Origin of the sequence: Vibrio sp. H11, from assembly GCF_004804295.1 — a bacterium.
Taxonomy (GTDB): Bacteria; Pseudomonadota; Gammaproteobacteria; order Enterobacterales; family Vibrionaceae; genus Vibrio; species Vibrio ostreae.
The window spans coordinates 46416-72999 of the sequence record NZ_SSHN01000011.1 but is presented as its reverse complement, the minus strand read 5'-3'; the positions used below and the strand labels follow the sequence as shown (position 1 = coordinate 72999).

The 26584-nt window shown below is 50.4% G+C and carries 24 protein-coding genes; 9 read left to right on the top strand and 15 right to left on the bottom strand.

Annotation, left to right across the window (positions count from 1 at the left end; all coding sequences use genetic code 11):
- Positions 1–23 precede the first annotated feature (23 nt).
- Entirely contained in the window at positions 24–815 is a 792-nt protein-coding gene (locus E6C74_RS16090) for a helix-turn-helix transcriptional regulator (protein ID WP_136487069.1), read from the top strand.
- Between the two features lie 30 nt (positions 816–845).
- On the opposite strand, the gene E6C74_RS16085 is transcribed toward E6C74_RS16090, so the two are convergent.
- Positions 846–1550 carry a dienelactone hydrolase family protein gene (locus E6C74_RS16085; protein ID WP_136487068.1) on the bottom strand — a complete coding sequence of 235 codons (705 nt, stop codon included), beginning with the start codon at positions 1548–1550 and terminating at the stop codon, positions 846–848.
- Between the two features lie 59 nt (positions 1551–1609).
- Positions 1610–2530, bottom strand: coding sequence for an MFS transporter (locus tag E6C74_RS16080; RefSeq protein ID WP_136487067.1), 921 nt, complete (start codon positions 2528–2530; stop codon positions 1610–1612).
- Between the two features lie 306 nt (positions 2531–2836).
- Between E6C74_RS16080 and E6C74_RS16075 the strand changes: the two genes are divergently transcribed.
- Entirely contained in the window at positions 2837–3172 is a 336-nt protein-coding gene (locus E6C74_RS16075) for a rhodanese-like domain-containing protein (protein ID WP_226981114.1), read from the top strand.
- Positions 3173–3560: 388 nt separating this feature from the next.
- Positions 3561–3809: a hypothetical protein gene (locus E6C74_RS16070; RefSeq protein ID WP_136487066.1), complete on the top strand. Its 249-nt coding sequence runs from the start codon at positions 3561–3563 to the stop codon at positions 3807–3809.
- A 615-nt stretch (positions 3810–4424) separates the two neighbouring features.
- On the opposite strand, the gene E6C74_RS16060 is transcribed toward E6C74_RS16070, so the two are convergent.
- From E6C74_RS16060 to E6C74_RS16050, 3 genes are all read right to left on the bottom strand, one after another.
- Positions 4425–6893 carry a toll/interleukin-1 receptor domain-containing protein gene (locus tag E6C74_RS16060; RefSeq protein ID WP_136487065.1) on the bottom strand — a complete coding sequence of 823 codons (2469 nt, stop codon included), beginning with the start codon at positions 6891–6893 and terminating at the stop codon, positions 4425–4427.
- A 13-nt stretch (positions 6894–6906) separates the two neighbouring features.
- Positions 6907–7377, bottom strand: a complete 471-nt coding sequence (locus E6C74_RS16055) for a hypothetical protein (protein ID WP_136487064.1) — start codon at positions 7375–7377, stop codon at positions 6907–6909.
- Between the two features lie 131 nt (positions 7378–7508).
- Entirely contained in the window at positions 7509–8654 is a 1146-nt protein-coding gene (locus E6C74_RS16050; RefSeq protein WP_136487063.1) for an amidohydrolase, read from the bottom strand.
- A gap of 184 nt (positions 8655–8838) precedes the next feature.
- On the opposite strand from E6C74_RS16050, the gene E6C74_RS16045 reads away from it, so the two are divergent.
- Together E6C74_RS16045 and tyrS are read left to right on the top strand one after the other, a co-directional pair.
- A complete protein-coding gene (locus E6C74_RS16045; protein ID WP_136487062.1) occupies positions 8839–9657 on the top strand; it encodes a helix-turn-helix transcriptional regulator in 819 nt (272 codons plus the stop codon).
- A gap of 81 nt (positions 9658–9738) precedes the next feature.
- Positions 9739–11016 carry a tyrosine--tRNA ligase gene (tyrS, locus tag E6C74_RS16040; protein ID WP_136487061.1) on the top strand — a complete coding sequence of 426 codons (1278 nt, stop codon included), beginning with the start codon at positions 9739–9741 and terminating at the stop codon, positions 11014–11016.
- 109 nt (positions 11017–11125) lie between these two features.
- Here the strand turns inward: tyrS and E6C74_RS16035 are convergent, their stop codons facing one another.
- The 4 genes from E6C74_RS16035 to pncB all read right to left on the bottom strand — a co-directional run bounded on the left by E6C74_RS16035 (position 11126) and on the right by pncB (position 15007).
- Positions 11126–11590 (bottom strand): heme-degrading domain-containing protein, encoded by a 465-nt coding sequence (locus tag E6C74_RS16035; protein WP_136487060.1) that lies wholly within the window; start codon positions 11588–11590, stop codon positions 11126–11128.
- On the bottom strand, positions 11587–12627 hold the full coding sequence (locus E6C74_RS16030; protein WP_136487059.1) for an oxidoreductase: 1041 nt from the start codon (positions 12625–12627) through the stop codon (positions 11587–11589). The genes E6C74_RS16035 and E6C74_RS16030 overlap by 4 nt, the downstream gene beginning before the upstream one ends.
- Position 12628: 1 nt before the next feature.
- The gene (locus E6C74_RS16025; protein ID WP_136487058.1) at positions 12629–13396 is read right to left on the bottom strand and encodes a DeoR/GlpR family DNA-binding transcription regulator; all 768 of its coding nucleotides are present in this window, start codon (positions 13394–13396) and stop codon (positions 12629–12631) included.
- A 303-nt stretch (positions 13397–13699) separates the two neighbouring features.
- Positions 13700–15007, bottom strand: a complete 1308-nt coding sequence (gene pncB / locus E6C74_RS16020; RefSeq protein ID WP_136487057.1) for a nicotinate phosphoribosyltransferase — start codon at positions 15005–15007, stop codon at positions 13700–13702.
- Between the two features lie 300 nt (positions 15008–15307).
- Between pncB and E6C74_RS16015 the strand changes: the two genes are divergently transcribed.
- Together E6C74_RS16015 and E6C74_RS16010 are read left to right on the top strand one after the other, a co-directional pair.
- Positions 15308–16024: an NUDIX hydrolase gene (locus E6C74_RS16015; protein WP_136487056.1), complete on the top strand. Its 717-nt coding sequence runs from the start codon at positions 15308–15310 to the stop codon at positions 16022–16024.
- A 252-nt stretch (positions 16025–16276) separates the two neighbouring features.
- Positions 16277–17563, top strand: a complete 1287-nt coding sequence (locus tag E6C74_RS16010; protein WP_136487055.1) for a hypothetical protein — start codon at positions 16277–16279, stop codon at positions 17561–17563.
- Between the two features lie 122 nt (positions 17564–17685).
- Here the strand turns inward: E6C74_RS16010 and fecE are convergent, their stop codons facing one another.
- From fecE to E6C74_RS15985, 5 genes are all read right to left on the bottom strand, one after another.
- Positions 17686–18453, bottom strand: coding sequence for a Fe(3+) dicitrate ABC transporter ATP-binding protein FecE (fecE, locus tag E6C74_RS16005; protein WP_136487054.1), 768 nt, complete (start codon positions 18451–18453; stop codon positions 17686–17688).
- Between the two features lie 3 nt (positions 18454–18456).
- Positions 18457–19419 (bottom strand): Fe(3+) dicitrate ABC transporter permease subunit FecD, encoded by a 963-nt coding sequence (gene fecD, locus E6C74_RS16000; protein WP_136487053.1) that lies wholly within the window; start codon positions 19417–19419, stop codon positions 18457–18459.
- Positions 19416–20384 (bottom strand): iron chelate uptake ABC transporter family permease subunit, encoded by a 969-nt coding sequence (locus tag E6C74_RS15995; RefSeq protein ID WP_240798207.1) that lies wholly within the window; start codon positions 20382–20384, stop codon positions 19416–19418. The genes fecD and E6C74_RS15995 overlap by 4 nt, the downstream gene beginning before the upstream one ends.
- Before the next feature lie 32 nt (positions 20385–20416).
- Complete coding sequence (locus E6C74_RS15990) at positions 20417–21316, bottom strand: Fe(3+) dicitrate ABC transporter substrate-binding protein (protein WP_136487051.1); 900 nt, start codon at positions 21314–21316, stop codon at positions 20417–20419.
- A gap of 164 nt (positions 21317–21480) precedes the next feature.
- Positions 21481–23637 carry a TonB-dependent receptor gene (locus tag E6C74_RS15985; RefSeq protein ID WP_136487050.1) on the bottom strand — a complete coding sequence of 719 codons (2157 nt, stop codon included), beginning with the start codon at positions 23635–23637 and terminating at the stop codon, positions 21481–21483.
- A 247-nt stretch (positions 23638–23884) separates the two neighbouring features.
- Here E6C74_RS15985 and E6C74_RS15980 point away from each other — a divergent pair, with 247 nt between their 5' ends.
- Both E6C74_RS15980 and E6C74_RS15975 read left to right on the top strand, forming a co-directional pair.
- Positions 23885–24196 carry a hypothetical protein gene (locus tag E6C74_RS15980; protein WP_136487049.1) on the top strand — a complete coding sequence of 104 codons (312 nt, stop codon included), beginning with the start codon at positions 23885–23887 and terminating at the stop codon, positions 24194–24196.
- A gap of 314 nt (positions 24197–24510) precedes the next feature.
- Complete coding sequence (locus E6C74_RS15975; RefSeq protein WP_136487048.1) at positions 24511–25131, top strand: triacylglycerol lipase; 621 nt, start codon at positions 24511–24513, stop codon at positions 25129–25131.
- A 486-nt stretch (positions 25132–25617) separates the two neighbouring features.
- Here E6C74_RS15975 and E6C74_RS15970 read toward each other — a convergent pair whose 3' ends face one another.
- On the bottom strand, positions 25618–26502 hold the full coding sequence (locus E6C74_RS15970; protein WP_136487047.1) for a LysR substrate-binding domain-containing protein: 885 nt from the start codon (positions 26500–26502) through the stop codon (positions 25618–25620).
- Positions 26503–26584: the final 82 nt, after the last annotated feature.

Genomic DNA, 26584 nt, shown 5'->3' with positions numbered 1-26584 from the left:
AGCGATGATATGACAGAGTCAGCATGAGCATTCCAGGCCAACAGATTCATTTCCCGCCATTCAGTACCGAACTGCCGGCTCCGCTGGTGTTTCGCTCCGCCTGTATGCCCGCCGACGCCGCCTATCCGCGCCACAGTCATCGCTGGGGCGAGTTCGTTTATTCGTTCAGTGGCGTGATGGAAGTGAAAGTCGGCAGCCGCCAGTATCTGACTCCGTCACAATACGGTTTATGGCTGCCGCCCAATGTCGAGCATCAGGGGCTCAACCGCTACGAAACTTGCCATGGCTCACTGTATGTCGATGAAAGTTTGTGCCACGCCATGCCGCAGCACACCTGCGCGCTGGAAATCAGCCCGCTGGTGATTGCCCTGCTGGAGCACCTGCGCCAGAGTTTAATTACCCCGCCCTACAGCGAAGCCGAATACCGCCTGCTGCAAGTGTTAGCCGAACAACTGACCCACGCCACACCGATTGGCAGCTACCTGCCCACCTCCGGCGATCCTTTGCTGAGCAAAGTGCTCAGTTGGCTGGAGCAAAACCCGGGCAGCAACGAATCCCTGCGAATGTTGGCCCAGCGCGCGCACACCACCGAACGCACTCTGACACGCCACGCCCAGCGTGAACTGGGTATTTCGGTCTCAGAATGGCGCCAGCGTCTGCGCGTCGTGAAAGCGATGCCGATGCTGGAAGCCGGCGCGAAAGTAGAAAATGTTGCCCACGATCTCGGCTACGCCAGCGCGTCTGCGTTTATTGCGATGTTCCGACGTTTAACCGGGGTAACGCCGGATGAGTACCGGAGGAATTTAGGGGGGTGATGTTTTTCTCCGCAGCCAAAGGTGCTGCAGTTAGTCTGTATGATGGCTTCCGCAAATAAATGAAGTTGCAGCATGCAAGCTCTGATCGTTTGCATATTGATTAAAGCGAGAGCCATATCCGCCATAGCCAATTTCTTCTTTGGTAAAACTATGCTGAACTCCCCCTAGCATCAGCATTTGCCAGCAACAATTGGCAAAGTCCATTTCATGCATAAACTCGCTTACCGCGTTCAGTGGAATATGAGGATCACGACTTCCTTGTACCAATAAAAATCGAGTATTGACCGTCTTTTCAAGCGGTAGGAATGAGGTTGGTGTGCCATGAATCGAAACAGCCGCATCCACGCCAATATCAGCCCGGCCAGCTTCAAATACAATCGAGCCACCAAAGCAAACGCCAACAAACGATATTTTTTTACCCTCAGCACCCAAGGCATCCCTGAAAACAGGGAATAAACCAGCAAGTAGCCTCCTAAGCTCTTGGGGTTCTGTGAGTGTTTTTCGTATAAACGCTTCAGCCTTTCCAACGTAAGTTTTGGGCTGATGACCTGAACCATAAATATCGGTAAGAAGTACTTTTCCGTTGACATTTTTTGCAAGTTGTTTCGCTTTACGATGAGCATATTCGGTGTGGCACCCTTCCCAATCAGGGAAAAAAACGACATGTGCCTCATCGCCAAAATCATATATGAACGAATCAAAATGCTGATCTTTATGAACTAATGTTTGCTTCATCCTATCTCCTTGCAGAAGCTCCCTTTCGAGAGCCCCCGATTGTTTTTAATAATATGTTTCTAGGCGGTAACGAGCTCTGGTGTCTCTCGTTTTGTTCGTACTGACAACGTGAGTAGTAGCCCAAAAGCGGTAACTGCAGCAGCTATGATTGGCAAGATTTGTAACGACAATCCGGCATCGATAACCTCCCCGCCAACCCAGGCTCCGCCGGCGTTACCAAGGTTGAATGCCGCGATGTTAAATGCAGAAGCAAGAATCGGCGCTTTGCCTGCTTCGGAAAGTACATAGGTTTGAAGAGATGGAATGGTGGCAAACATAGCCACTCCAAACAGGAAGGTGACCACGACCATGGCAACGGTTGAGCCCATAGCAAAGTAAAGCGCGACCAGTACGACCATTAAAAGAAGCAACGTACTGCGCATACCGAACACCACGCTTTTGTTAGTCAGGCGTGCACCAATTGGGTTTCCGACAGCCATGCCAGCACCGAACAGCAACAACATAGCGGGCACGTAATCTAAAGACATACCGGTAATGTCGGTCAAAATCGGAGAAATATAGGTAAAAGCAGTGAAAGTGCCGCCAAAGCCAAATATGGTAATTAATAAAGCGCGAATCTTGCCTGGCTGAATGAGTGCTGCGAATTCTTGTTTTAGATTGGTTGGGGCTTCACTTTCAATGTGAGGTAATAATTTAGCAATAGAGAGTGCTGAGATAACACCTAGTGCCGCAATAATATAGTAGGTATTTCTCCACCCAATTATCTGGCCAATATATGTACCAAACGGTGCCCCAAAAATATTGGCTAATGTAGCGCCCAAGAACATGGCAGCGATTGCACTGGCTTGTTTCTCTGGCTGGAACCAGAAAGTGCCTTTGTTTTTTTGGCGCTGGTTGCTGTGATGAATTGTTTCGTGGCTTTGTATGTCACGCTTTGAATTCAATAATTTCTTTTGGCTTGGTGTAAGCGTGCCAGTCACTCTTTGTCTTGCCAAAGAGTAACCAGAAAGGCGCTTGGGTTCTTTGGCGCTGTCCGGGCCGGTTTTAGGCGTTCCCTACGCCAAAAACCTAAAAAATCGTCCTGATTTTTTTCCCCTGGTTTTCGAGTTTCTAAAGCACGCCACTTGAAAGATTTGAAAAAGCCTCACTTCTGTTTGCCCCATTACATAATTTGTTACTACACATGTTCTAGAGCATTCACACTTGTTCAACCATACTTATTTGAGTTTCAATTCTGAGGGGGAATTATGTTTGGAGTTAACTGGAAAGCGGCGGGGCTGGCGTTCATGCTGGCTTTGCCTGTGGGTCAGGTGTTGGCGAGCGAGCGGGCTGAGCAGGCTTGGCGGATGATAGATAATGGCGCATTGGTGATTGATGTGCGCACGACGCAGGAATACGCTGACGGCCACTTACCCGAAGCGCGTAATATTCCTCTCAGTGACGTTGGCACTGGCTTTCATGATATCGATAAGCAGCAACCGATTGTGGTGTATTGCCGCAGCGGTGGTCGTGCTGCGATGGCAATGGAAGCGTTGCAAAAACAGGGCTTCACTCACGTGCACAATGGTGGCGGACTGAACGAAATGCAGGAAACTCAGATGAACACCGGGCCGCTGAATTAGCCCTGTTTAGCACAATGATTTGATTTGAACGGGCCAAACCGCCCCGTTTTGGCTTTATCACTCTCCGCTTATCCCGTTACTGCTTTGTGACGTGAGCAATCAGCGTTGGCTTTGCTGGCTGCTCCAGGCTTGACCCAGGCGTGCCAGAGCTTTCAGTACTTTAATCAACCAGCTATCACTCCTGATATAACAAAGTAGGTTGTGAACAGCGGTCGCGAGCAGTAGACTTGCACGGGCTAGAACGCCTGACAGTGTCTATCGCACGTTGATATGTCCGGCGTTGAGCAAATCAGAAACGTCCGGTTTAGCGATATCAAAGAGTAAAAGTAAACATTATCCTTTCATTATGCTGCCGTAAAATCGATATTAAATTTGATGGAGATAAACAATGAACAGCGGTTGGGCTAACTTCTTTCCGTACTTTGCCGGAGCTCTCAAAATTATCGTAACAGCGATTGGTGCCTACTTTGCGATTAAATGGCATTTTGATGAAGATCGCAGAGTAAAGGAAGCGGCAGGTGTGGTATTTGAACCACAAAGCTCTTTGAAAAAATTGTTAAAGATGCTGGCTATCCCTGTCATTCTGACCGTTCTGGTCGTTGCCGTGATTTACGCGACGAACTGGTATCTCGACTGACCACCTGTGTGAATACCATCGCTGCTTAGCGATGGTAAGTCGTCTTTTTCAGGCCTATTGATATGCAGATCTTTAGCTTATATTCCTCTCAGTGACGTTAGCAATGGCTTTAATAACATCGATAAGCAACAACCGATTGTGGACGACTGCAGCAGTCGCTCGGCCATGGCGATGGACGCACTAAAAAACAAGGCTTTAGAAATGTGCACAACGGAGGCGGTTTGAATGAGATGCAGGAAACACAGATGGAGATGGGAGCACTGAATTAGGAGATTGAAGTGTAACATAGGAACTATACATTCAATTTACCTAAATGAATATCTTCCCCAGATATTCCCTAATTCTGATTTCAAATATTATGATTTTAAAATCTTAAAATACCGGAATATAAAAATTTAATTATAAATTAAGATGACACCTCTAATTAATAGTAACTTTAAAATTTATTTATCACATAACACATAGCAATCAATAATGATTAATTCACTCTCGCTTAAAATAAGTTCACCTTTGTAAGTGATATATAAAGATCATAATTTATGTCGAATCCGATGTTACTAGATTCGACATCGTATTAAATAATTAAAGTTATTATTTATCTACATTGTTAAGCTATTATGATAAATTTCTTCTAGCAAGTTCTCGTAAAGCCTCACACAACTTTATACGACTTTCTTCAGGGTATCTATCTAGATCACGCCTAACAAAATTCAAAGCTCCATCCTCATCGCCTGAAAATGCCGCATCAAGGGCTAAGTAACGGTTTAATGTTCTTGATGAAAGTTGACTATCATTCAAATTTTGTATTTTCTCTATAGCAGTTTTAAATTCAATTTTATCAGAGAAAATTAATGCAATGTCGCAATAACCTAATAGGGGATAGTGATTGTCTGGATAACGAGCAACACAATCTTTAATTAGATCCAAACTACGAGTCTTATTTTGCTTAATTTTTGCATGGAATAATGCGTCTGCTATATCTGCCATTTCAATAGACTGCTCTGAATTAATAGAGCGTAAGTTATCAATAAGTTCCTTCAGTTTACGCTCATGATGAATAGCATCATCCGAATTAATTAGACTATTAAAGTAGGCTTGTGTATGAAACTGATTACCTCTTTCTTTTTCATAGTTTTCTTTAGCATATTTCAATGCTTTTTCATATTCTCCTAGTTGTACATAAACCTGAACGATTTCTCGTTTTGCTCTTGCGTTAACATAACGTTTATCTTTTATCAAATTGAAACGAGTTAGAGCTTCGTCAAATCGACCTTGTAAACGATAGAAAAATCCTAAAAGAAAAGAATGCTCATCTCCTTTGATAAGTTGAACTTCAGTCATAAACCGATCATTTTTTGTTTTAGCTAGAGCTAAACATAAATAATATCGTATATCTTGCAAAGATGATGAATCGATATTATCTTTTTTAGCTAATATGATATCAGCTAATTCGATAATACGTTTTAGGCTTCCACGATTGTGATAGAGGTCTTTCATACAGCGAAGATAGTGTGTAGGAATCATAAAGCGCTCATCTACTACGATACCATTTTTTAAAGATTCTTTGATAGAAAAAATAGTTTCTGATGAATCTAGCTCAAATAAATTATCGTCTCTTACTGTTTCTGCAACTTTTTCAGATACTAACCTCTGAAGCTCGGGATCAAGCTTTATCCTATTTCTTGCAATATAGTCTCTTACTATATCATTGACTCTCACTATCTCATTATCTAATCCAATTAACTCCACAATGTGTTGAGCTGCAAGATCCTCTAGAATTGGGTAATAAGTTTCTTCATCGACAATAGAAAAAATGAACTCTGTTGAAATAACTTCAAACCTAGATAACATTCTGATAAAATTTGAAGTTTTCTCACAATTCTCATGTTTAGCCAGTAAAACAGACGCTTTATCCGAGTTGTATTGAGCTAGTGTAACAATTTTATCCTCAAAATTAATTTGAGAGTCATTTAATAACATGTCTGCCGCATACTTAACTTGGTCAGGATAACCTGATAGTACATTGCAAACATCTGTAAATTGCTGTTCCGTAATATCTAGGTTATAAAAACCGCAAAGCTTACTAAAAAAATTCTTTCTATCTGAAACACTAAGCTCCGATAATTCAAGAAAAAAGAATAAATCGCTTTTTGGCTGGTTTTTAAAAATAACCTTGTACTTCGATGCTATACAAAATACTGGATATTTTTTACCTTCGTACTCAAGTATAGCTTTTTTAAACCAATCACTAACTTCTTTTTGATAATTTGCAATTGCGCCTGAATCTACAATATAGAATATTTCACGAGCTTCATGAGCTGCATCCATAAATTTATGAATGATCGAAACTTTCTCATCTAATGATTTATCATTCATATTTAGAAGAGATTCACCAAAATCGATAAGTCCAAAGTCGTTCAGTTTTAAAATAAACTCTTCAATAGACGCATCTCTATCTATCGCAATTGAAGCTGGCTTAAAAGGATCTTGTGTGACATCAGTTTTCCTCAGGCTATAGTGCAATAATGTTCTTCTACCTACCCCTGGGAATCCCGAGCAGAATATAGCTAGAGGCTTATTTAGGAAAAAATCATGGATTCGGCCTTCAAATTTATCCGTCTCAGAGTTTCTACCAGCAAAGAAATTATCCCTCAATTCCAATTTTGGATATTTCTTCCAACAGATCTCTCTTAATTTAGTATGAATTCTACGAGCAGCAACAGAAGATCTTGAAATTGGCTTCATATTATAAGTACGCAGCCAATCTGGAATTCTGGGATCGTCAAACTTTATTGAACCATCGATAATAATAGGATAAACTTTTGATAAAGTTTTTTCATCTAACCGTTGTTTTGCACCGGATACTTCAGTTTTAACCCATTCCGAGTTTAGAGAATTTTCAGAGATGAAGAAAACAAATAGTTCCGCTTTATCTAAACCTAATAGAATTTCATCTAAAGATCGTTCACCTTCTTCAAAAGTAAATTCATCATAAACGATATTGTCTTTTTCCAACCAATTAGCGACATTCCTCACATAGCCGGCTTTATCTTTACTCGAATGAGATAGAAATGCTTTTATCATTTTTTCACCTAGCTTAAGCTGTTATAATATCGCTTAAATCTTCCACATCTGCTAAATCTGCCAACATTTTACTATAAGTGACTAGTTCTAGCTGAAGAACTTTAAGATCTTGTCGAAAAAGGTTTTTTTGCTGTTCCGTAATATTATCACTGGCTAAGATTAAGTGCCATTTTGATGTGAACGGCCTCACTATTTGATTTAACACAATCACGGCAATTTTTGTAAATTCTATACAGTTTCGACCATTAGATTTTATTACATCTCTAGTAATAGGGAATAATTGATAAACACTATCTAGTGCTGTTTTTTCACTCCCCGAACTATCACTAAGATTTTGTGTTGTAACGCGAGTTATTAACTCAATATAAAGCTCCCATGCTGCCGCCTTATCTTCATCTTTCGGTTGCCACTCCATTTCCAAAAAGGGAGCTTTAATCTTCAGTGACATCATGCCCCAATTTTCTAGCCATTTCGATAATTTCATATTAATAACCAACTTTAATTTACATCGTGTACAGAATACTACAGGGGAAATAAAAAATAATAGAACATTTAAACAAAAATTAAGATAAATCCAATACAATTGACAGAATTTTAAACGAAACACTCCCACCCTCAAAGCGCAGTTTCATCCACGCCATGAAGCCCTGCCACAATACTGGCGAAGATATCCCGCCCGACTGGCGTCAGGACATCGGGAAAATCGTAATCCGGATTATGCAGTTGCGGGCTTTGCTGGCCGGAGCCGAGCACAAACATCGCCCCTTCTTTCGCGACCGCAGTGAACTGGCCGAAATCTTCTGACCAGCGCATCGGTTTTTCTAAAATCGTATATGGCGTGCCGGTTTCCTGGCAGGCTTGCACTACCCGTTCGCAGCCCTGTTGTGAGTTTACGCTGGCCTGGAATACATCCTGCCATTCGAGTTGGCAGCCTAAACCATATTTATCGGCATTGGTTTGCGCCAGTTTGCTGGCAGCTTCCACCAGGCTTTGCATGGTTTGGTTACTTTCGCTGCGCAGGGTTGCCATCACCACCGCTTCACCCGGGGCGGTGCCGAAAGCCACTTCGCCTAGTTTGGCATGGATCACCGTCACCCAGCAGCGCTCGCTGAGGTACTGCGGCAGCGCGGTGAGCTTAGTGACGATCTCGCACATCGCCATGGCCGGGCTGACACCGTTTTCCGGGTGCGCCGCGTGGGACGTTTTACCCTGCAGACGGATGATCATGCCGCGCGAGGCGCAGTTAAACGGGCCGGCTTTGACCGCCACATGGCCCAGCGCCAGGCCGGGGTAGTTGTGCAGCGCAAAGGCGTAATCCGGCATCAGGCTGGCAAAGTTAGGATCATTGACCATATTAATCGCCCCTTCACCGGTCTCTTCGGCGGGCTGGAAGGCGAGTATAACTCTGCCCCTCGCCGGGCGGCGGGTACTGAGCTGCTCGCCCAGCGCGCTGACAATCGCCATATGGCCGTCGTGGCCGCACTGGTGTGACACGCCGCTGTGAGTGGAGCGGTGAGCAAAGGTGTTAGTCTCTTCGATGGGCAGCGCATCGAGTTCACAGCGAATCAAGGTTGTCAGCCCAGGCTGCCGGCCCTGATACACAAAAGCGAGCCCACTGCCGCCAAGGCCGGTGAGGACTTGATCAGGCTTAAAATGTTCAAACTGCGCCACAATGCGCTGCGCGGTCTCCTTCTCCTGATTGGACAATTCAGGAAACTGATGCAGGGTATGACGAAATTCGGTCCAGCAAATCTCTGCCATAAATAATGTCCTCCGTGACCATGGCATAAGTGCATTGAGCCAGAGTGCCGTAAGTGTGTCGACAATAGATTGAGCGAGTTCACACTTTATGCTTGATAACGGCTCAGCTTGACACTCGATTTGCCCGCCGCCAGCAGGCATACTGGGGTAAAATTATAGCTTCAGTCACACGCAAGGGATGCTCATGCAGGTCAGTTATCAGGAATACCACGCACTCGGTGAAGCGATCAGCGCGCTGCACAGCCCGCAGTTCAGCTCGCGTCTTATTGACGTACTAAAAAGTGTACTCAGCTTCGATTGCGCGGTGATTCTCGGCCATCGTCTGGATAAACATCCGATCTATTTGTATGACTCACTGCCGGCCAGACGTGAGCTGTTGTTCCAGCACTACCTGACCCACGCCTATCAGCATGACCCGTTTTATCTCAAAGTGGCGCGCGAGCACAGCGAAGGTGTGTTTCACTGGCGCGAGGTGGCGGGCAGCGAGTCGGCGCAGCGCGAATATCAGCATCAGTTTTACTCCGCAACCGGCTGGCAGGATGAAGTCACCCTGGCGGTCAATCTTGCAGGCCAACGCAGTATAGTGATTCATCTCGGGTTCCTGTCACAGCACAATCCTGTCACCAAAGACGAGATACATGCGCTGCAACAACGCTTTGTCGCGCTGGCCGCATTATGCCGTCAGCACTGGAATCCGCAGCCGTTGCTACTGGCTGAAAGTGGTCAGGCGCCGCAGGATCTGCGCCACTGGGTAGAAGCGGCAATTGCCAGTTTCGGACACGCCCGGCTCAGCCCGCGCGAGCAGCAGATCACGGCGCTGTTGATTCAGGGCCTCGACTCACAGGACATCGCCGAGCAGCTCGGCATCCGTCATGGTACGGTGAAAAACCATCGTAAACGCATTTACGCCCAGCTCAATGTCGCCTCGCTGAGCGAACTGTTTCAGCTGTTTTTAAATCACCTGATCGCAGCCGGCTACCCATCAACGCCCAAAGCAGACTAAAACAGCGTGATTGTCCCTTTAGGGACATCGCCCCGCGCGCATCGTTTGCTTATGCTGCCAACATCAATGATTGGAGGCAGTATGAATTCAGATATTTTGTTTAATGACCTGAGCGCGCGCGGGCTGATCGCACAGAGCACCGATTTGGCAGAGCTGCGCCAGCTGTTTACTACACCGCAAACCTTATACTGCGGGTTTGACCCCACGGCGGGCAGTTTACACATCGGCCATCTGGTGCCCTTGCTGATGTTAAAGCGCTTTCAGGATGCCGGACATCAGGCAATAGCCCTGGTAGGCGGTGCCACCGGGATGATTGGCGATCCGAGTTTTAAAGCCACTGAGCGCAGCCTGAACGATGCAGGGACTGTCGGGCAATGGGTTGCGGATTTAAGCGGTCAGATTACGCGGCTAATGACCCCGCATCTCAATCAGCCTATCCAGTGCGTCAACAACGCCGACTGGATGAAAGATATGGATGTGATTCGCTTTTTTCGCGATATCGGCAAGCATTTCTCAGTGAACAGCATGGTTAACCGTGAATCGGTGAAGCAGCGGCTTGAGCGCCCGGATCAGGGCATCTCGTTTACCGAATTCAGCTACTCGCTGCTGCAGGCGTATGATTTTGCCCATCTCAACCACAGCCGGCAGTGTCAGTTACAAATCGGCGGTAACGACCAATGGGGTAATATTGTCAGCGGTATCGACCTGACCCGCCGCCTCCATCAAAGCAAAGTTCATGGCCTGACTCTGCCTTTGATTACCAAATCCGACGGTACTAAGTTCGGCAAAACCGAAAGCGGCGCGGTGTGGCTGGATGCAAGCAAGACCTCGCCGTATTCGTTCTACCAATTCTGGCTCAATTGTGATGACAGCGATGTGTACCGCTTCCTCGCCTACTACACCTTCTTATCCATGGAGCAGATTGCCAAGATTGAACAGCAAGACTCACAGCGTCAGGGCAAGCCGCAGGCGCAGCAGATCCTAGCCAGTGAAGTGACCCGCTTTGTGCATGGCGATGAAGGGCTAGCCAGTGCGCAACGTATCAGCGCTGCGCTATTCCGCGGTGAATTGAATCAGCTCAGCGAAGCCGAGTTAGGTCAGTTAGAGCAGGACGGATTGCCGTGCCTCAATATGACACGCAGCGACATGACACCCGGAGAGGAAGTGGTTGCCATGCTGCTTTCCAGCGGACTAGCCGCTTCCAAACGTCAGGCACGCGAATGGCTGACACAAGGGGCGATTCGGATCAACGGAGAACGCTGCGAAAGCGCGCAGATTACCGATCACTTCGCCCTGTTCGACCGTTACTATGTGCTGCAACGTGGCAAAAAGCAGTTTGTACTGGTCAAGCTGGGCTAAGTTTACACTGTAAACAGCCGCCGCTTAGTGCAACAAAAAAGCCCCTCGCGGGGCTTTACACTTTGTGTATCGGATAAGCTTTATTACACAAGCTTTAGTTCTACAAAGATTATTGCTGGCTGAGCACGTTTTGCAGTGCGTCCGCCACCAGCTGATGGTCTTCTTCCTGCGGCAGGCCGGAAACGGTCAGCGCGCCGACCAGGCCGGAGCCTTGGATGCGGATCGGGAACGAACCGCCGTGGCCGCAATACTCGTTGGCATCGACATGCAGCTGCGCTTCAAATTCACGCTGTTTCTGCGCGTTGTACAGCGACAGGTAATAGGTACTGTGGTTGTACTTGAGCACCGAGTTGCGCTTGCGGCGTACCCAATCAAACTTGTCAGCCGCCGTGCCCGGCATCGCATACTGGAACAGTACCTGACCAAAACCAAACACTTCAATCGCTACCGCCGCGCCGCGTTGCTCTGCCGCCTGCTTGAGTGCACAGCCCAGTTGCCAGGCTGTCTCGTGATTGAAGTGCTTGAGCTGAATTGTCGCTTCCTGCGCCAGCACATCATCCAGAGTCAGGCTCATAGATTCACCTGAATCGTCTGGCCGGTTTTGCTGCTTTGCAGCGCCATTTCAATCAGCGCAATATTATGCAGCGCTTCTTGTGGCGGTACCGGGTTGGCGGTGCCTAAGCGAATCGCATCGGCCACCGCTTTGAAGTACAGCTGGTAGCCGCCCAGCTCGGTTTTCACCGGCTCAGAACCTTCTTCGCTGTACAGCACGCCGCACAGGGATGCCTCTTCAGCAGCCCACTCAGGCGCTTCCGGCAGGAGCCCTTGTTTCAGGTAACCTTCCTGCGGATCCAGGCCGTATTTTTCAAATTTGGCCTTTGAACCCAGCACTTTGTAGCGCAGGTTGGGCTCCGGGCTGTACAGGTTAGAGTGCAGGTGCACAATGTGCTCCGGGTAGTGCAGGATCAGGTTGTAGTAATCGATGGTGGTAGAGCCCGGGCGCATCAGGCGGCACTGAGCGTTGATCGCCTGTGGCAGGCCAAACAGTATCAGCGCCTGATCCAGCAGGTGCGGTGCCAGATCAAACAAAATGCCGCCGCCGTCTTGGGCCTGTTCGCGCCAGCGCTGACGGATTTCCGGACGGTAACGGTCGAAGTGCGATTCAAACAGTTTAACTTCACCCAGCGTACCTTGTTCAATCAGCTTTTTCACGGTCAGGAAGTCACCATCCCAGCGGCGGTTGTGGAATACGCTCAGGGTCAGACCTTTTTCATCGGCCAGCGCAATCAGCTTTTCGCCGTCTTCGATGCGGGTCACGAACGGCTTTTCGACAATGACGTTTTTGCCGTTTTCCAGCGCGCGTTGAGCGAGCGAGAAGTGAACATCATTCGGAGCCGTGATGATCACCAGCTCGGCATCGCTGTTATCGAGAAGCGAATTGGCATCAGCAAACCACTCAACTTCCGGCCAGTCAGCTTTGACGGCATCCTGCTGACTGGAGCTGATCGCGCTCAGCTCCAGCTCCGGCAGGGTTTTAATAAACGGCAGATGGAAGGTTTTCGCTGAGAAGCCGTAACCAATCACGGCTGTTTTTACCGGGGCGTAAGTCATATTAAAGCTGTCCTTCTTGTGGGGTTGCCACGATGCATTGAATATCGTGACGTTCAAACAGTTGTTGTAGTGCGGCTGTTGGCGCTGCGTCGGTGATCACCATGTCAATGGCGGCGATATCACATACATGATGGAAGTTTTCGACGTCCATTTTCTGATGTTCACACACCAAAATCACCTGCTCGGCCTGCGCCATCATGGCCTTTTTCATCGCTGCTTCCTGCTCATCGTTGGTGGTCAGGCCGCGCTCAGATAAAGCGCACACACCGATAAAGGCTTTGTTGACATGATAGCCGGCCATCTGTTGCTGCGCCTGAGCGCCAAGTACCGCGCGGCTGTAAGGGTCAAAATGGCCACCGAGCAAATGAACGGTCAGGTCACTGCTCAGCTCTGTATTGGCGACAATATTAACGGAATTGGTCACTATGGTGGCCGGCACGGCAAGGTAGCCCGCCATCAGCGACAAGGTAGTGCTGGTGTCGAGCACCAGATAATCCTGCTCATCCACCAACTCGGCGGCGCACAACGCCATGGCATGTTTGGCCGCACTGATGGTTTTACCGGCGTAAGGCTCACTTTTGGCGGAGACCGGCGCCGTCATCGCACCACCACGGATACGCTGAATACCGGGCTGCTGGGTAAGCTTGACCAGATCGCGCCGCGCCGAGTCACGCGATACACCAAACTGCTGGCAAATTTCGTTCAGGGTAATTTTACCCTGCTGCTCAAGCAGCGTGGTTAAGTGGATCAGGCGTTCGTCTTGGGTCATTTACTTATAATCACGTAAGTGGTTTTAATGCATTATGCCCAGTTTCGCGATTTGATGCACGAAAAATATACCGTACACAGCTTTGACGTTACGTACACTGCTTTAACGTTAAGTGAGGAACCCGCTTAATGAGCAGATTTCGCGCATAAAAAAGCGGCGTTAAACGCCGCTTGATTGCTGGATGTGGATGTGGATGTGTGATTGTGATTCAATCGCAGTGTTGGCCGCACTCGATTAGCGCGAAGTCAGCGCATTTATCTTGTCTAATTTATCTTGTCTATCTAAGCCGCGACGAAAGTCGGATCAGGCGGCTGCGATATACTGCCGCTTAACCTGCTTTTGCCGACGCAGCTCCTCAACCAGTGCATCGACATCCAACTCAATATTGAAACGACGCTTGAGGTTAGCGAGGAAGATTGGGTCTTCACACATCGCTTTTTCCGGTTCATCGCTGATTTTCGCCACCGGACGACCATTACATTCAGTCAGCTTAATCACAATCGACAGGGGTTGATACGCCTTGCCTGCCTGATTTTTCCAACCTGCCAGATCGTTGGTCAGGAAGGTGCCGATACCAAATGAAATCCGCACCCGGCCGGCAAAGTATTCACACAGCTCCAGCGCTTCATCAAAGTTGAGGCCGTCGGAGAAGATAAACACTTTCGAGCTTGGATCAATTCCCATGCTGGCATAATGCTCCAGCATGCGATCACCCCATTTAAACGGGCAACCGGAATCATGGCGGATCCCGTCAAAGGCTTTCGCCAGGTGCATGTTGAAATCCTGCTGGAACGCATCGATGGTCAGGGTATCGGTCGGCGCAATCGACAGCTGGCCGTCAAAGGCCGTCAGCCACTGCTCCAGCGCGACGCGCTGAGAATCACGCACGTTGACCAGTGCCTGATGCCCCATAAACCACTCATGGGCGATGGTGCCAATCGGTTTGAGGTCAAACTCACGGGAAAAATGATAGTTACTGGTGCCCAGCAGCAGCTCCGGGATCTCCTGCTTGAGGTACGCCATCACGTCGCGCTGTACCTGGCCGGAAAAACGGCGTCGGGTGCCCATTTCAGTCAGTGAGAAGTTGCTGATGCCGCGCTTGGCGATTTCCGCTTTGAGTTTCTCTACTTTGCCGGCCAGCACCTCGATTGGCAGTTCGGCCGGAACGTCAGCCCAGCGGCGGCGGTTACGCACCTCCGATACAATCGACATAATGATGGTTTCGTACAAAATGGTGTCGCGCCAAGTGCCTTGGATCCCAATCCGCAACTGATGTTTACCCTCTTGCTTGACCACGCCCATTTCAATCTGACGCTCAGGCTGGAAATGGAAATAACGCAGAGACTGCAAAAACGAGCTTTTCAGATGCGGTGAACTCTGTTTGAGGTAGACAATATCGGCATCGGAGAAACGCAACGACGCCAGATGCGCGATCTCATCGCGCACTTCATCCAGCAGGTCACTGACGTCTTCATCACTGCGCACAATCAGTTCGTAACGCACCTGAGCATCAGGATAGAGCGAGTGAATCGCCTGCATCATGTTGATTTTATAGGCGTCGAGGTCCAACAAACTGCGGATAATGCGGGGAGAAAACAGGCCAGCGTTCATAGTGCTTTCCTTTGGTTCACGGCAAGGATAACTCATGTTAGTAACATTGTGTTCTTAACTCATGCCGGAACAATAAATGAGCACATCCTGTTTGTCAACTTTTGTGACAAACCCTGCAGCCATTCATATCCATAAACTTAGATGGTTAAGCAGAGGAACCCGCCTATTTACAGCCCTTTAACCAGTAAAAAGCGCCCTGAGCATTTGGACAAAATCAGTTTGTCACAATTGGTTATTTACATTTGACCACGCCGTCGCGCTTGCCTAGAATGTGACTCGTTGTTTGCCAGGAAAGCTAATATGATCGTCACCATAGATATGATTTGTCTCCGTCTTGCGCCACAAGGGATCCAAACCCTGCTGGTCAAGCGCCGCAACCCCAATCGCCCGGATTGCGGCAAATGGGCGGTACCGGGCGGCCTGGTGTACGATGAAGACATGACGGCATCCGGCGGCGAACCGGCCGATGAGGATTTTGAATCCGCCCGGCGCCGGATCTGCCGCCAGAAAGTGCACACCTTTCCCAACTTCATCAGTGACCCTCTGGTAGACGGTAACCCGAAACGCGACCCGGACGGCTGGAGTGTGAGCATCTCCCATTACGCCCTGCTCAACCCGTCCAATGTGCGTCAGATTGAAGACTTTGGTATCGACAGTGAGCGCGCGGGCTGGTTTGATTTAGCCCCGCTGCTGCGCGGCGAGAAAGAGCTGGCCTTTGACCATGTGGCGCAAATTCAGCATGCGTGGAAAAAACTGCGGGCCGCCGTGGAGTACACCTCGGTGGTGCTGTTTTCGCTGGAAAAAGAGTTTCTGGTCGCCGACATCATCGAAGCCTACGCTAAATTCGGAGTGGAAATGAACCGCATGACGGTCAAACGCCGCCTGATCGATACCGGAGTGATTGTCAGCGCCAATAAAATCGCCGCGTCCTGCAAAGGCAAAGGGGGCAAACCGGCCACCATTTACCGACTGGCGAGCAATGAAGTGATTTACTTTCAGACCTGCCTACGCGGCTGACGGAGCGCTGACTTTCCCACGGGCATTTCGCCTATCCGCTCTGATGCTGCTAAACTTTTGCGCAATACCTTGCTTAAAATTCAGCCCTTGACTATTGCGTAACTTAAAAAGCTTTGATAATGATCACATTCGTTGTTGAAGTTTTGATCACCATCCTAATTTAAGCTTCAACGACTGCAAACACGAAGCCGGATTCAGACACCAGGTCTCTTATTCTCCCGACTTTCCGCACTCAATCACATTAAGAACGCTATGACGCCTTTTATCGCCGCTTCCGGCGGCTGGCTGCTGATGATCAGCCTGGTAATCTCTCTTTGTGCCCAGATGACCGGGCTTATCAGCGGCTATTGGGCCGGCGTACCTATCTGGATCGCCGCCGCTCTGTTTATTCCTTATATTAAGCCCGCGCAAAAAAAACAGATTGTCCTGCTGCTGGTGATTGGTCTGGCCGGCCTGATTTACGGCATGAGCCACGGTGCCGATATGCTGTATGTCCGCAAAGCGCTGGAAGCAAACCAGAACGTGGTCACCATGCTGATCGGGGTCGGCTTTCTGCGCATTTTTGCGGTGCAAAGTGTACGCAGCGGCGAAACGCTGCCGCAAGGTAAATCCGCCCTGCTGCGTACTTTGTTTGGAACCCATCTGTTTGGCTCCGTCCTTAATATGTCTTCAGTGATCATTGTCGGCGATAAGATCGCCGCTCAGGGTAGGCTTTCCACCACCCAGGGGCTGGTGCTGCTGCGGGCATTTGCCGCCTGTGCATTCTGGTCACCGTTTTTCGCTTCCATGGGTCTGGCGCTGATCAGTGCGCCCGGTGCCCAGCTCAGTACTCTGGTCGCCTACGGTATTCCGGTAGCCTTAGTTGCCCTTGGCCTGAGTGCCTGGCACATCTGGCGTCAGCCTGACAGCGATTCACTGGCCGGTTATCCGGTCACCCTGTATTCACTATGGATGCCGGCCCTGCTGGCGGTGATCGTGATAAGCGCCCATGAGCTGTTTCCGCACGTCAGCGTGCTGTCATTAGTCACCCTGACCGCGATTACCTTTACCGCTGGCTGGCTGCTGTTGAAAAAGGGCAAACCTGGTGTGCGCATCGCGCGCAATCACATTAATGTCGGTATCGCCAGTTCGTGTGGCGAAGTGGTGCTGTTTGCCGCCGCAGCGATGCTGGCCTCCGGTGTCGCGGCGACGCTGATGGCGCTGGATATTCAGCTCGCACCAGCCCATTTCGGCGCCTTTGAAGCCTGTATTACGGTACTCGTACTGATTGTTCTGGCGATGACCGGCATGCATCCGGTCACCAGTGTGGTACTGGCCGGCAGTATCCTTGCCCCTTCGGTCACCGACCCGAATCTGCTCGGCATGACGCTGCTGATGGGCTGGTCGCTGGGTATTACTCTGTCGCCGTTTTCCGGTATTCAGCTCAGTATCCAGTCACGCTATGCAGTGGGCACCAAAGCGCTGCTGAACGCAAACTGGCGCTATATCGGGATGATGTATCTGGTGTGCAGTGCGATGATCGGCTGGTACAGCCTGTAACCTGTGTTGCTCTCATAGATACCATTTGACCCGAGCGCCCTGCGTGGCAGCCGCCACTGACAATCCACCGTCCACCACCCCGGCATCGGAAACGGCGCTCGCCTTGTCGCCTGTTGCCGTGATCAGCGCACCACACACATCGGTGTGCCAGCGATCGGGTCCTGATGGATTTCCGCATCCAGCTCAAACACACTGGCCAACAATTGCGGGGTCATTACCTGCGCCGGACGGCCTTCACTGACTATGTGTCCGTCCTGCATTACGATCAGATGATCGCAGTAACGACAGGCCTGATTAATATCATGCAACACAGTGACAATGGTTTTGCCCTGCTGATTTAAGCTGCGCATCAGCTTCATCAGTTCAACCTGATGGTTGATATCGAGGTACGTGGTCGGCTCATCCAGCAGAATAAAATCGGTGTCCTGCGCCAGGGTGAGTGCCAGCCAGACCCGCTGGCGCTGACCACCGGACAGATCTGACACCGCTTTATCCGCAAAAGAAGCAACACCGGTCGCCTGCATCGCCTGCTCGACTATCTGCTTGTCTTGGGCCGAGAGCTGGCCCCAGAAACCGGTGTAAGGACTGCGCCCGTAAGCCACCGCCTCACGCACTGTCACGCCTTCCGGCGGCTCCTGTGACTGCGGCAGCAGCGCCAGATGCTGCGCCAACGTACGCGATGCCACCTGTTCAATCGGTTCACCCTGCCACAATACCTGCCCGCTCTGCGCTTTGAGAATGCGTGACAACGTCTTGAGCAAGGTCGATTTTCCGCAACCATTCGGGCCGAGCAGTGCGGTAATTTTACCCGATGGAATATCGACATCGACGCCTTTCACGATCGGGCCTTTGCCGTAGCCGACAGTCAGATTTTCAGTACTTAAACGCATCGGTTATCTCATCTTAGTTAGCAGGTATAAAAAGTAGGGCGCGCCAATAATAGCCGTCATAATGCCGGCCGGCAGCTCAAGGGGCGGAGCAATGATGCGCGCCGCCAGGTCAGCGACCAGCAGCAGCAAAGCCCCCACCAGCATCGCGGTCGGCAGTAAGTTCTGATGCCGACCGCCGACCAGTTGCCGTGCCAGATGCGGTGCCACCAGTCCAAGGAAACTGATCGGTCCGCACACGGCAACCGCCGCCGAAGTCCAGATCACTGCCACCAGCAGCGCCGCAGCGCGTACCCGGTTGACCGAAATACCGAGGCTGAGCGCACGTTCATCGCCCAGAGTGAGCAGATTCAGGGCGTGACTGAGCCACAGCATGACAGGCAACGCGGCCCACCATGGCCACAACAAAGTGAGCTGATCCCAGCCGCGTCCCCATAAACTGCCGGTCAGCCACAGCAGAGCATTGTTGATTTCCAGTGGCTGGGTCAGGATAAGAAAGTCTATTCCGCTGCCGTACAAAGCAGCCAGTGCGACACCTGTGATGGCCAGTTTGACCGGAGCGGTCTTGCCGCCGCACACCAAAGCCAGCACCAGTGCCGAGGCCATACCGCCACACAAAGCGGCCAGCGGCAGCCAGTAGACTGACACCGTCGGCCATAAGGTCATCAGGGCCACCGCCGCCAAACCAGCGCCATGGCTGACACCGAGAATATCCGGCGATGCCAGCGGGTTACGAATCACGCCCTGGATCAGTACCCCGGCGCTGGCCAGCATAGCACCAACCAGAATCGCGATGACAATCCGTGGCAGGCGATAATCATGAATGGTGAAATAGTGCTCACTGCCGGGAAACAGACCGTCCCACACCTGCGGTAACGGAATATGTACCGCGCCAAGACTCAGGCTGGCCACGGACAGCACAACAATCCCGCCCAGCAGCAGGCATTGCGTTTTGATTAAGGAATTCATGCGCGATTTCTCACCAGATACAGAAAGCAAGGTGCACCGATCAGTGCCAGAACAGCACCGGCCGGTGTTTCGGTCGGAAACACCACCACCCGGCTGATGATATCGGCCAGCAGGGTCAGCATCGCACCAATCAGCATTACCACCGGCAACAGACGCCGGTGATCATAGCCCACCAGTAAACGCGCCATATGCGGCACAATCAGGCCGACAAAAGCGATCGCTCCGACCGTGCTGACACACAAGCCAACCAGCACCAGCACTGCCAGGCCAATCAGCACCCGCAGCAGAGTCAGATTAACGCCTAAGCTTTTGACCCGCTCATCGCCCATCGCCAGCACGTTAACCTTGGGAGCCAGCAGCATACTGAGTACCAACGCTGCGCTCAGGCCCGGCCAGCTCATCTGCCAGGTGTCCCAGCTGACATGAGCAAACGAGCCCGCCAGCCAGGCCATCACACTGGCGGCCTGATCTTCCTCCAGAATGACGCTGGCTTTGGTCAGCGCGCCACACAGGGCTGAAATTGCAATCCCGGCCAAAACCAGCTGACCGCGCTCTGAGCCCATTTTCCAGGCGCCACCAAGCAGCATCACTAACCCCCAAGCCGTGAATCCGCCGATCATAGCCGCCACCGGAGTCGTCAGAGCTGAAGACGCTGCAAATACGGTGCTGACCAGCGCCATACCCAGTGCCGCGCCGGCATTGACGCCAAACAGGCTCGGTGACGCCAGCGGATTGCGGGTCAGCCCCTGCATTAATGTACCGGCGCAGGCCAGACTCGCACCAACCAGTGCTGCCTCCAGCACCCTTGGCAGACGAATTTCGCGCACAATCATGTGCGCCATCACCTGCTCATCCGGCGCCCACAAGGCCGTCAGCGCTGCAGCGCCCGAGACCGGCACCGCCGAAAAGGCAAACAGCGCCCACCAGGCAACCAGCAATAAAAACACAACGAGCGTGGCAACCACGCTCGTCTGTTTTAGCTTGTCAGCCCGGCTCATCAGGAGTTAACCAGTTTAACCAGATCGGCCGCCATATATTCCGCCGCCAGGATACCGCGGCAACGCGCCCACAGGTTGCCGTCAACGTGCAGCAGATGCTTGGCGCGCACTGCATACAACAGTTTCCACAACGGTTGCTTTTCCCAACGGGTAATGATGCTGTTTTGGGTGTAATCTCCTACCACCAGATAACCGGGGTTGAGTGCCAGCAGTTGTTCCAGACTGATCTGACGCGACGCATTTTCGTTTTTCAGTCCGGCCGGAGAATCGAGGCCCAGGGCGTGAATCACACCGCCAGCGTAAGAGTCCGCTGAGTGAGCGTAAAAACCGTTTTCACGCGCGACACCAAACTGCACCACAGGCTGTTTAAGTGTCGACAACTGCCTGGCGTAACCTTGCATGGTCTGCTGGTGCTCAGCCAGACGTTGCTGCATCTGCTTATCTTTACCCAGCACTTGACCAATAATCGCTGCTGATTTGAGGTTATCCTGATAGGTTTCGCGGCGTGAAGGCAGCAGCAGCGTAGGCGCAATTTTCTGCAAATCACGGTACACCGATGAATGACGATCGACATCAGCAATAATCAGATCCGGTTTAAGCGACGCAATCACTTCCAGGCTTGGCTGGGAGCGGGTACCAACCGATGTCCACTGCGCTAGCTTATCGCGTACCGCAGGCAGCAGGCGATTGGGGTCATTATCATCGGCAATCCCGACCGGGCTGACATCCACCGCCGCCAGAGCATCAACAAAAGAAAACTCCAGCGTGACAACGCGCTGCGGTACATAATCTAAGGTGAATTCACCGTGACTGTCCGTCACGGTCACGGCAGAGGCCATAAAGCTCACCCAACATCCCATTAGCACCAGACTACGTGCTATCCAACAAGACCATTTCATATCTATTTCCTAATTTTCGTGATCATCAGCACCTTAATGCCGCTCTCGATTGTACTGATTTCGATTTCAGATGAAACGAAAATTGCAGTGAGAATTATTTTTAGTTACTCACTTAACTTACTCTTAATGAGCCACAAAAAAGTCCGGCTAATGCCGGACTTAGGTTAAAAATCGTAGCTTGCGGTCAGATAAACCCGACGCTGCTCGCCCGGGAAATGTCCGGTACGATCGATAAAGCCACTGACGGCATACTTCTTATCAAACAAGTTCTTTACGTTGAGCTGGAACAGCCAATCCTGCCAGCGTGTCTGCCAGGAAGCATCAAACACAGTATACGCTTTGACTATCTGGCCGCTCTGGTTGTACTGCTCGCTGACATGGTCGGCGCCGAAACCCACCGACGAATCGATCGCCGTCAGATCGTAACGGGTCCATAGCCCCAACTGATGGTGCGGCGCGTTCGCAAAGCGGGTTCCCACTGTGCCGCTGATACCATCGTAAGCCTCTTTGACCCGGGTATCGTTGTAGGCATAGCTCAGATTCGCAGTCCAGTTATCAGTGACATCGGCCAGCATATCCACTTCCACACCCTGGCTGCGCACCTTGCCAAACGCCACTGAGCGTGTATCGTCATCCGGGTCTGCCTGGAGAATGTTCTCTTTAGTAATATGGTACAGCGCCAGATTGACGTTTAGGGCATTATCGAACCAGTAACTGCGGACCCCGGTTTCAAACATCAGGCTTTCTTCCGGATCAAACGGACCACCGTTAGACGACGCCTGATCCGCGGCATCCTGCGGGACAAATCCGGTCGCGACCACGGCATACGGGTGCCATTGCGGGTTGATTTTGTAAGTCGACCCCAGACGGTAGGACATGCCAGAACCGGTATAGTGCTCTTCGGTCGAGTTCTTGATATCGTTCACTTCATCCTTAAAGCCGTCAATGCGCAGTCCGGCCAACACATTCCACTGCTCGCTAATCTGCCATTGATCTTGCGCATAGGCGCCATAACGTTCAGAGCGTGAATCGGTCTGTTTAGACAAACTTAAGGTATAAGCGGAAGTGTCAGCACCATACACCGGATTAGTCAGACTCAGGCCACCCACACTTTTGGCGCGGTAATAGACATAGTCTTCATCAATGCGGTAGTAGTCTCCGCCAAACAGCAGCGTGTGATCACCCAGTAGCGCAACGAGATTCGCCGATACCGAACCTGCTTTATTATCGCGAACCTGATCGCGGAACTGACGCTCGCTCCAGTCAGCCACGCCATCACCATCAGTATCTTCCAACCCGTTCGGCTCATGGTATTTCTGATCTTCACTGTTTTCATAGTAACGCAACGTTACATCACCGCTCAGCCAGTCGTTGAAGCTGTGGTCAAGACGCAACTGATATACCTGCGCTTCCAGATCCTGAAAATCGGACGCTTCGTTAGCGTTCCAGTCGATGTCAGCCAGAAAGTTACCCGCATCATCGGTCGGGATACCACGCAGACGGGCACCGCCGTAATGCTGGATAATATCGGTGAACTGAGCCGTGACCGTGCTGTCTTCGCTCATGTCCCAGCTGTAACCAAGATCAATGATGCGGTTGCGTACATCAGTATTAGTGCGGGACGGATTTTCATGATCCTGGTAAATCGCCACACGATAGCGCTGGCTGGCATCATCGTTAACCGGCCCCGACAGCTCAACGCCGCCACTGACAAAATCCTGGTTGCCCGCCGTCACAGAAACACGGCGCTGGGTAGTATAAGCCGGTTTCTTGGTGACATAGTTCATCACCCCGCCCGGTTCGCCACTGCCCATCACAGCAGAGGACGGACCTTTCAGCACTTCCACCCGTTCGATATTAAACAGTTGTGGAATGGCAAAGCCGTTAAACGGGTCTCCGCGCACACCATCATAAAGAATTTCATCCTGACGAAAACCGCGGAACGTCACCCCGGAATAGGAATACTGGCTGACACCACTAACAGAGCGATACAGATCCGTTATCTGACGCGCGCCCTGATCTTCGATCAGTTGTTGCGGCAATACCTGAATAGATTGCGGCGTGTCGTCAATCGCGGTCGGCGTTTTGGTCGCCAGGCTGGTTTCATTCGCCCGGTATAAAGAGAGCGCACGACCATAAACCGTCATAGTGTCTTGATCGGCAGAGCTGGTTTCAGCATCGGCAGAAGAAGTCACAGGCTGTGTGGCAAGCTCGATTGAAGTTGCATTATCTGCGGCAAACGCTGCGGTGCCCAATCCTGGCGCACCTAACCCGGCAACAATAGCCAGGCAAAAAGGATGAAGTTTTGTTGGGGCTTTCATTAAATTTATTATGATGTGGTTCGCAAAAACAGGGCAGGAATGTAACTAATTTTCATTTGCATTACAAATGGTACATGCATTCATCATGGGCATTATTTCGCCGTGCAAAATAGAAATGCTGATTATTTGTTCGATATTTTTGAAGAAGTCGGACAACTTTATCTTATCGATAAAAGTGTGACGTAGATCTAATATTTCTTCCAAGCACTACGGTGCTCAACAAACTTAAATCAAGAGGAAATGAACCATGACTAAAGTCACTTCAATCATCACAGCTACTCTTCTTTCAACCACTTTTGCCGCTGGTGCAATGGCTGCCGATCTGAGCATGGATGTCGCTACTCAAGATAACCTGGCAAAGGTATCTCTGACTCAAAATGGTCAGGCTGTGGCAAACTACCCGGTTCAAATTCAAGGTCAGACTTACCTGACTTCTGAAGATGGTACGCTGACTTACAAAAACTACGCACCAACTGCACGCACGCTGAAAATCGTCGCGGAAGACAGCGCAGGCAATCTGATTGTGAAACAGGGTTTCGTTGCTCGCGATGACGGCTAAGCCGATATTTATGAGAAAAATGGAAGGAATATTCAATGGATTTGAATAAGACTATTTATCTTCGGCAGCGGAGGACTTCCCGGTCCGGCTGCCGATTTTCTCCCCCAAGCCGAAATTTCACCCCGGCTTTCATGTCATTATTTGGCATCCCATCAATAAAATCATTTCCCTTTCACCCAAGACTTCAATCTGATTCAATGCGTTAATGCTGCTGGTTAGCGGCAACCTGCTCACGTTCCTCCACTCGGTTGGTGCTTTCCTTTTGTGCTGGCAGTGGTTAAATTGGTTGTCTGATCCTTGGCATTGAATTCGCGATGAAAATTATCATATTGCACGGTTTGTATATGCATGGCCTGGTTATGCAGCCACTGAGCCAGCGTCTCACCAAACTCGGCTATACCACTCAAGTGCTCAGTTACAACAGTGTGGCCATCGATGCAGGTAAAGTGTTTCGCGCTATTGATGCGGCACTCGATTGCAAGCAGACAAATATTCTGGTTGGCCATAGTCTGGGTGGCTTGATGATTAAACATTATCTCGCTTCACGTCAGCCTTCAGCACAACAGATTAGCCATGTGCTGGCGATTGGCTCCCCCCTGCAAGGCGCGTCGATCGTCGCTAAGATTCAGCAACTCGGTTTGGGTGCTTTGCTTGGCAACTCAGCCCGTTATGGTCTGCAAGCTCATGAGGATAAGTGGCGATTTCCGCAGAAGCTGGGCAGCATTGCGGGAACTGTGCCTATCGGGATGCGCCGTTTGCTGATGGGCAATGAGCCGCTGTCGGATGGGACGGTCACGGTGGAAGAGACTAAAATCGATGGCATGACCGACCATATTGAAACCCGCACTACCCACACCAGTATGATCTATAACGACTATATCGCGCGCCAGATCGATCACTTTATACGCAGCGATACATTCAACCCAGACCTCTAGCACTTTCCTAAACACCAAAAAAAACCGGATAAGCGAGCATGGAGTGAATCGCTTATCCGGCAACCAGGTGATTGGCTTGCGCCTTATCGTCTAAAAAAGCTAAAGCGCCAATATCTGTGGCGCAAAAAGCCTGCTGTCACCGCTAATCAAGCTCGGACGACGATATTCATCCAAGGAAAAATAGTCACTTCCGAGCAACAACCACGGGCATAGGGCAGTGCGAACCATGTGTCCGGCAAAGAGCAAACGGCTATCAGTGTTTCGCTGTCAGCACTTTGCGGACTGGAACAGCGGCAGTTATGACCTCTGCTGCTGTTATCAATGGACCCCGCCACTATAACCCTCTTCAAGCGGTCAGGCAGGCTGCTTTTGGCTATTACTCTGATAGAGAAAAACGATAACGCCGCGGGTGAATACACGGGTGCTTATCGATAAGGAGACACATAGGTACGGTGGTATAAACGACCTTAGTGCCGTACAGCACGTTTAACTTAACGTCGCGTGATAACCGTCCACCAGCCAGTTCTGGAGCAGATCGAGCATGGGATTATCACTCTGCTTGGGAAACAGAATCGAGTAGTTGTAGCCGGACGGCACCGCATCACTAAAAGGTGAGACCAAGCGGTGCATCGCCAAATCCTGCGCGGCCAGTGTTACATCCCCCACGGCAATACCGAAGCCTTGCTGCGCGGCATTCATCGCTTGGTCCAAGGTAGAAAAATGCTGGTTACTGCGGCTTGATAAGCCGCGCTGACCATGATGGGCCAGCCACAACTTCCAGTCACTTTGCTCACTGTTAGCATGCAGCCAGGTCATTTTGGTCAGCTGTTCTAACGACAAGGTCTCCTGCCCTTCGGCAAGCAGTTCCGGCCGGCAAATTGGCGTCAGCCGCTCTTCAAACAGTAACTGGCTGACCAAATTTGGCATCTTAGTCGCTTTGCCATACAAGATTACCGCGTCATACCGATCAAAGTCAGGCTCAGGATGATGCTTAATGGTTGAGGTCAATGCCACATCAATTTCAGGATGCGCTTCCTGAAACGCCATCAGCCGCGGCAGCAACCACGAAGTCACACAGCTCGGCGCATTGAGTTTAATACTCGACGGCGTGCTGGAGACATCATCAATCGCCATACGCAAGCGGCGCAAAATATCTTCAGCGTGCGGGACAAACTTCAACCCCTGCTGAGTGAGGCTCAACCCGCGCGCATGACGATAAAACAGTTTTACTCCCAGCAACTCTTCCAACGACTGGATCTGCCGGCTGATCGCCCCCTGGGTCAGATTCAGGGCGTCCGCAGCTCGGGTAAAATTCAGGTACTCAGCCGTGGCCAGAAAGGCCTGCAGGGTTTTGGTAGAAGGAAGATGCATAGTTCGCCTTTAGCCATGATTTTTTATCATGGCTAGTATGTGTTTATTTCGATTCCTTTTACAAATACTTTTTGTTTGAATG

Coding starts and splice junctions, on each gene's coding strand:
- fecD (WP_136487053.1), bottom strand. CDS start 19,419: ATGAATTCCTTAATCAAAACGCAATGCCTGCTGCTGGGCGGGATTGTT.
- tyrS (WP_136487061.1), top strand. CDS start 9,739: ATGAATTCAGATATTTTGTTTAATGACCTGAGCGCGCGCGGGCTGATC.
- E6C74_RS15990 (WP_136487051.1), bottom strand. CDS start 21,316: ATGAAATGGTCTTGTTGGATAGCACGTAGTCTGGTGCTAATGGGATGT.
- E6C74_RS16070 (WP_136487066.1), top strand. CDS start 3,561: ATGAACAGCGGTTGGGCTAACTTCTTTCCGTACTTTGCCGGAGCTCTC.
- E6C74_RS16055 (WP_136487064.1), bottom strand. CDS start 7,377: ATGAAATTATCGAAATGGCTAGAAAATTGGGGCATGATGTCACTGAAG.
- fecE (WP_136487054.1), bottom strand. CDS start 18,453: ATGCGTTTAAGTACTGAAAATCTGACTGTCGGCTACGGCAAAGGCCCG.
- E6C74_RS16060 (WP_136487065.1), bottom strand. CDS start 6,893: ATGATAAAAGCATTTCTATCTCATTCGAGTAAAGATAAAGCCGGCTAT.
- E6C74_RS16030 (WP_136487059.1), bottom strand. CDS start 12,627: ATGACTTACGCCCCGGTAAAAACAGCCGTGATTGGTTACGGCTTCTCA.
- E6C74_RS16075 (WP_226981114.1), top strand. CDS start 2,837: ATGCTGGCTTTGCCTGTGGGTCAGGTGTTGGCGAGCGAGCGGGCTGAG.
- pncB (WP_136487057.1), bottom strand. CDS start 15,007: ATGAACGCTGGCCTGTTTTCTCCCCGCATTATCCGCAGTTTGTTGGAC.
- E6C74_RS16010 (WP_136487055.1), top strand. CDS start 16,277: ATGACGCCTTTTATCGCCGCTTCCGGCGGCTGGCTGCTGATGATCAGC.
- E6C74_RS16090 (WP_136487069.1), top strand. CDS start 24: ATGAGCATTCCAGGCCAACAGATTCATTTCCCGCCATTCAGTACCGAA.
- E6C74_RS16035 (WP_136487060.1), bottom strand. CDS start 11,590: ATGAGCCTGACTCTGGATGATGTGCTGGCGCAGGAAGCGACAATTCAG.
- E6C74_RS15975 (WP_136487048.1), top strand. CDS start 24,511: ATGAAAATTATCATATTGCACGGTTTGTATATGCATGGCCTGGTTATG.
- E6C74_RS15980 (WP_136487049.1), top strand. CDS start 23,885: ATGACTAAAGTCACTTCAATCATCACAGCTACTCTTCTTTCAACCACT.
- E6C74_RS16045 (WP_136487062.1), top strand. CDS start 8,839: ATGCAGGTCAGTTATCAGGAATACCACGCACTCGGTGAAGCGATCAGC.
- E6C74_RS16085 (WP_136487068.1), bottom strand. CDS start 1,550: ATGAAGCAAACATTAGTTCATAAAGATCAGCATTTTGATTCGTTCATA.
- E6C74_RS15985 (WP_136487050.1), bottom strand. CDS start 23,637: ATGAAAGCCCCAACAAAACTTCATCCTTTTTGCCTGGCTATTGTTGCC.
- E6C74_RS16015 (WP_136487056.1), top strand. CDS start 15,308: ATGATCGTCACCATAGATATGATTTGTCTCCGTCTTGCGCCACAAGGG.
- E6C74_RS16025 (WP_136487058.1), bottom strand. CDS start 13,396: ATGACCCAAGACGAACGCCTGATCCACTTAACCACGCTGCTTGAGCAG.
- E6C74_RS16050 (WP_136487063.1), bottom strand. CDS start 8,654: ATGGCAGAGATTTGCTGGACCGAATTTCGTCATACCCTGCATCAGTTT.
- E6C74_RS15970 (WP_136487047.1), bottom strand. CDS start 26,502: ATGCATCTTCCTTCTACCAAAACCCTGCAGGCCTTTCTGGCCACGGCT.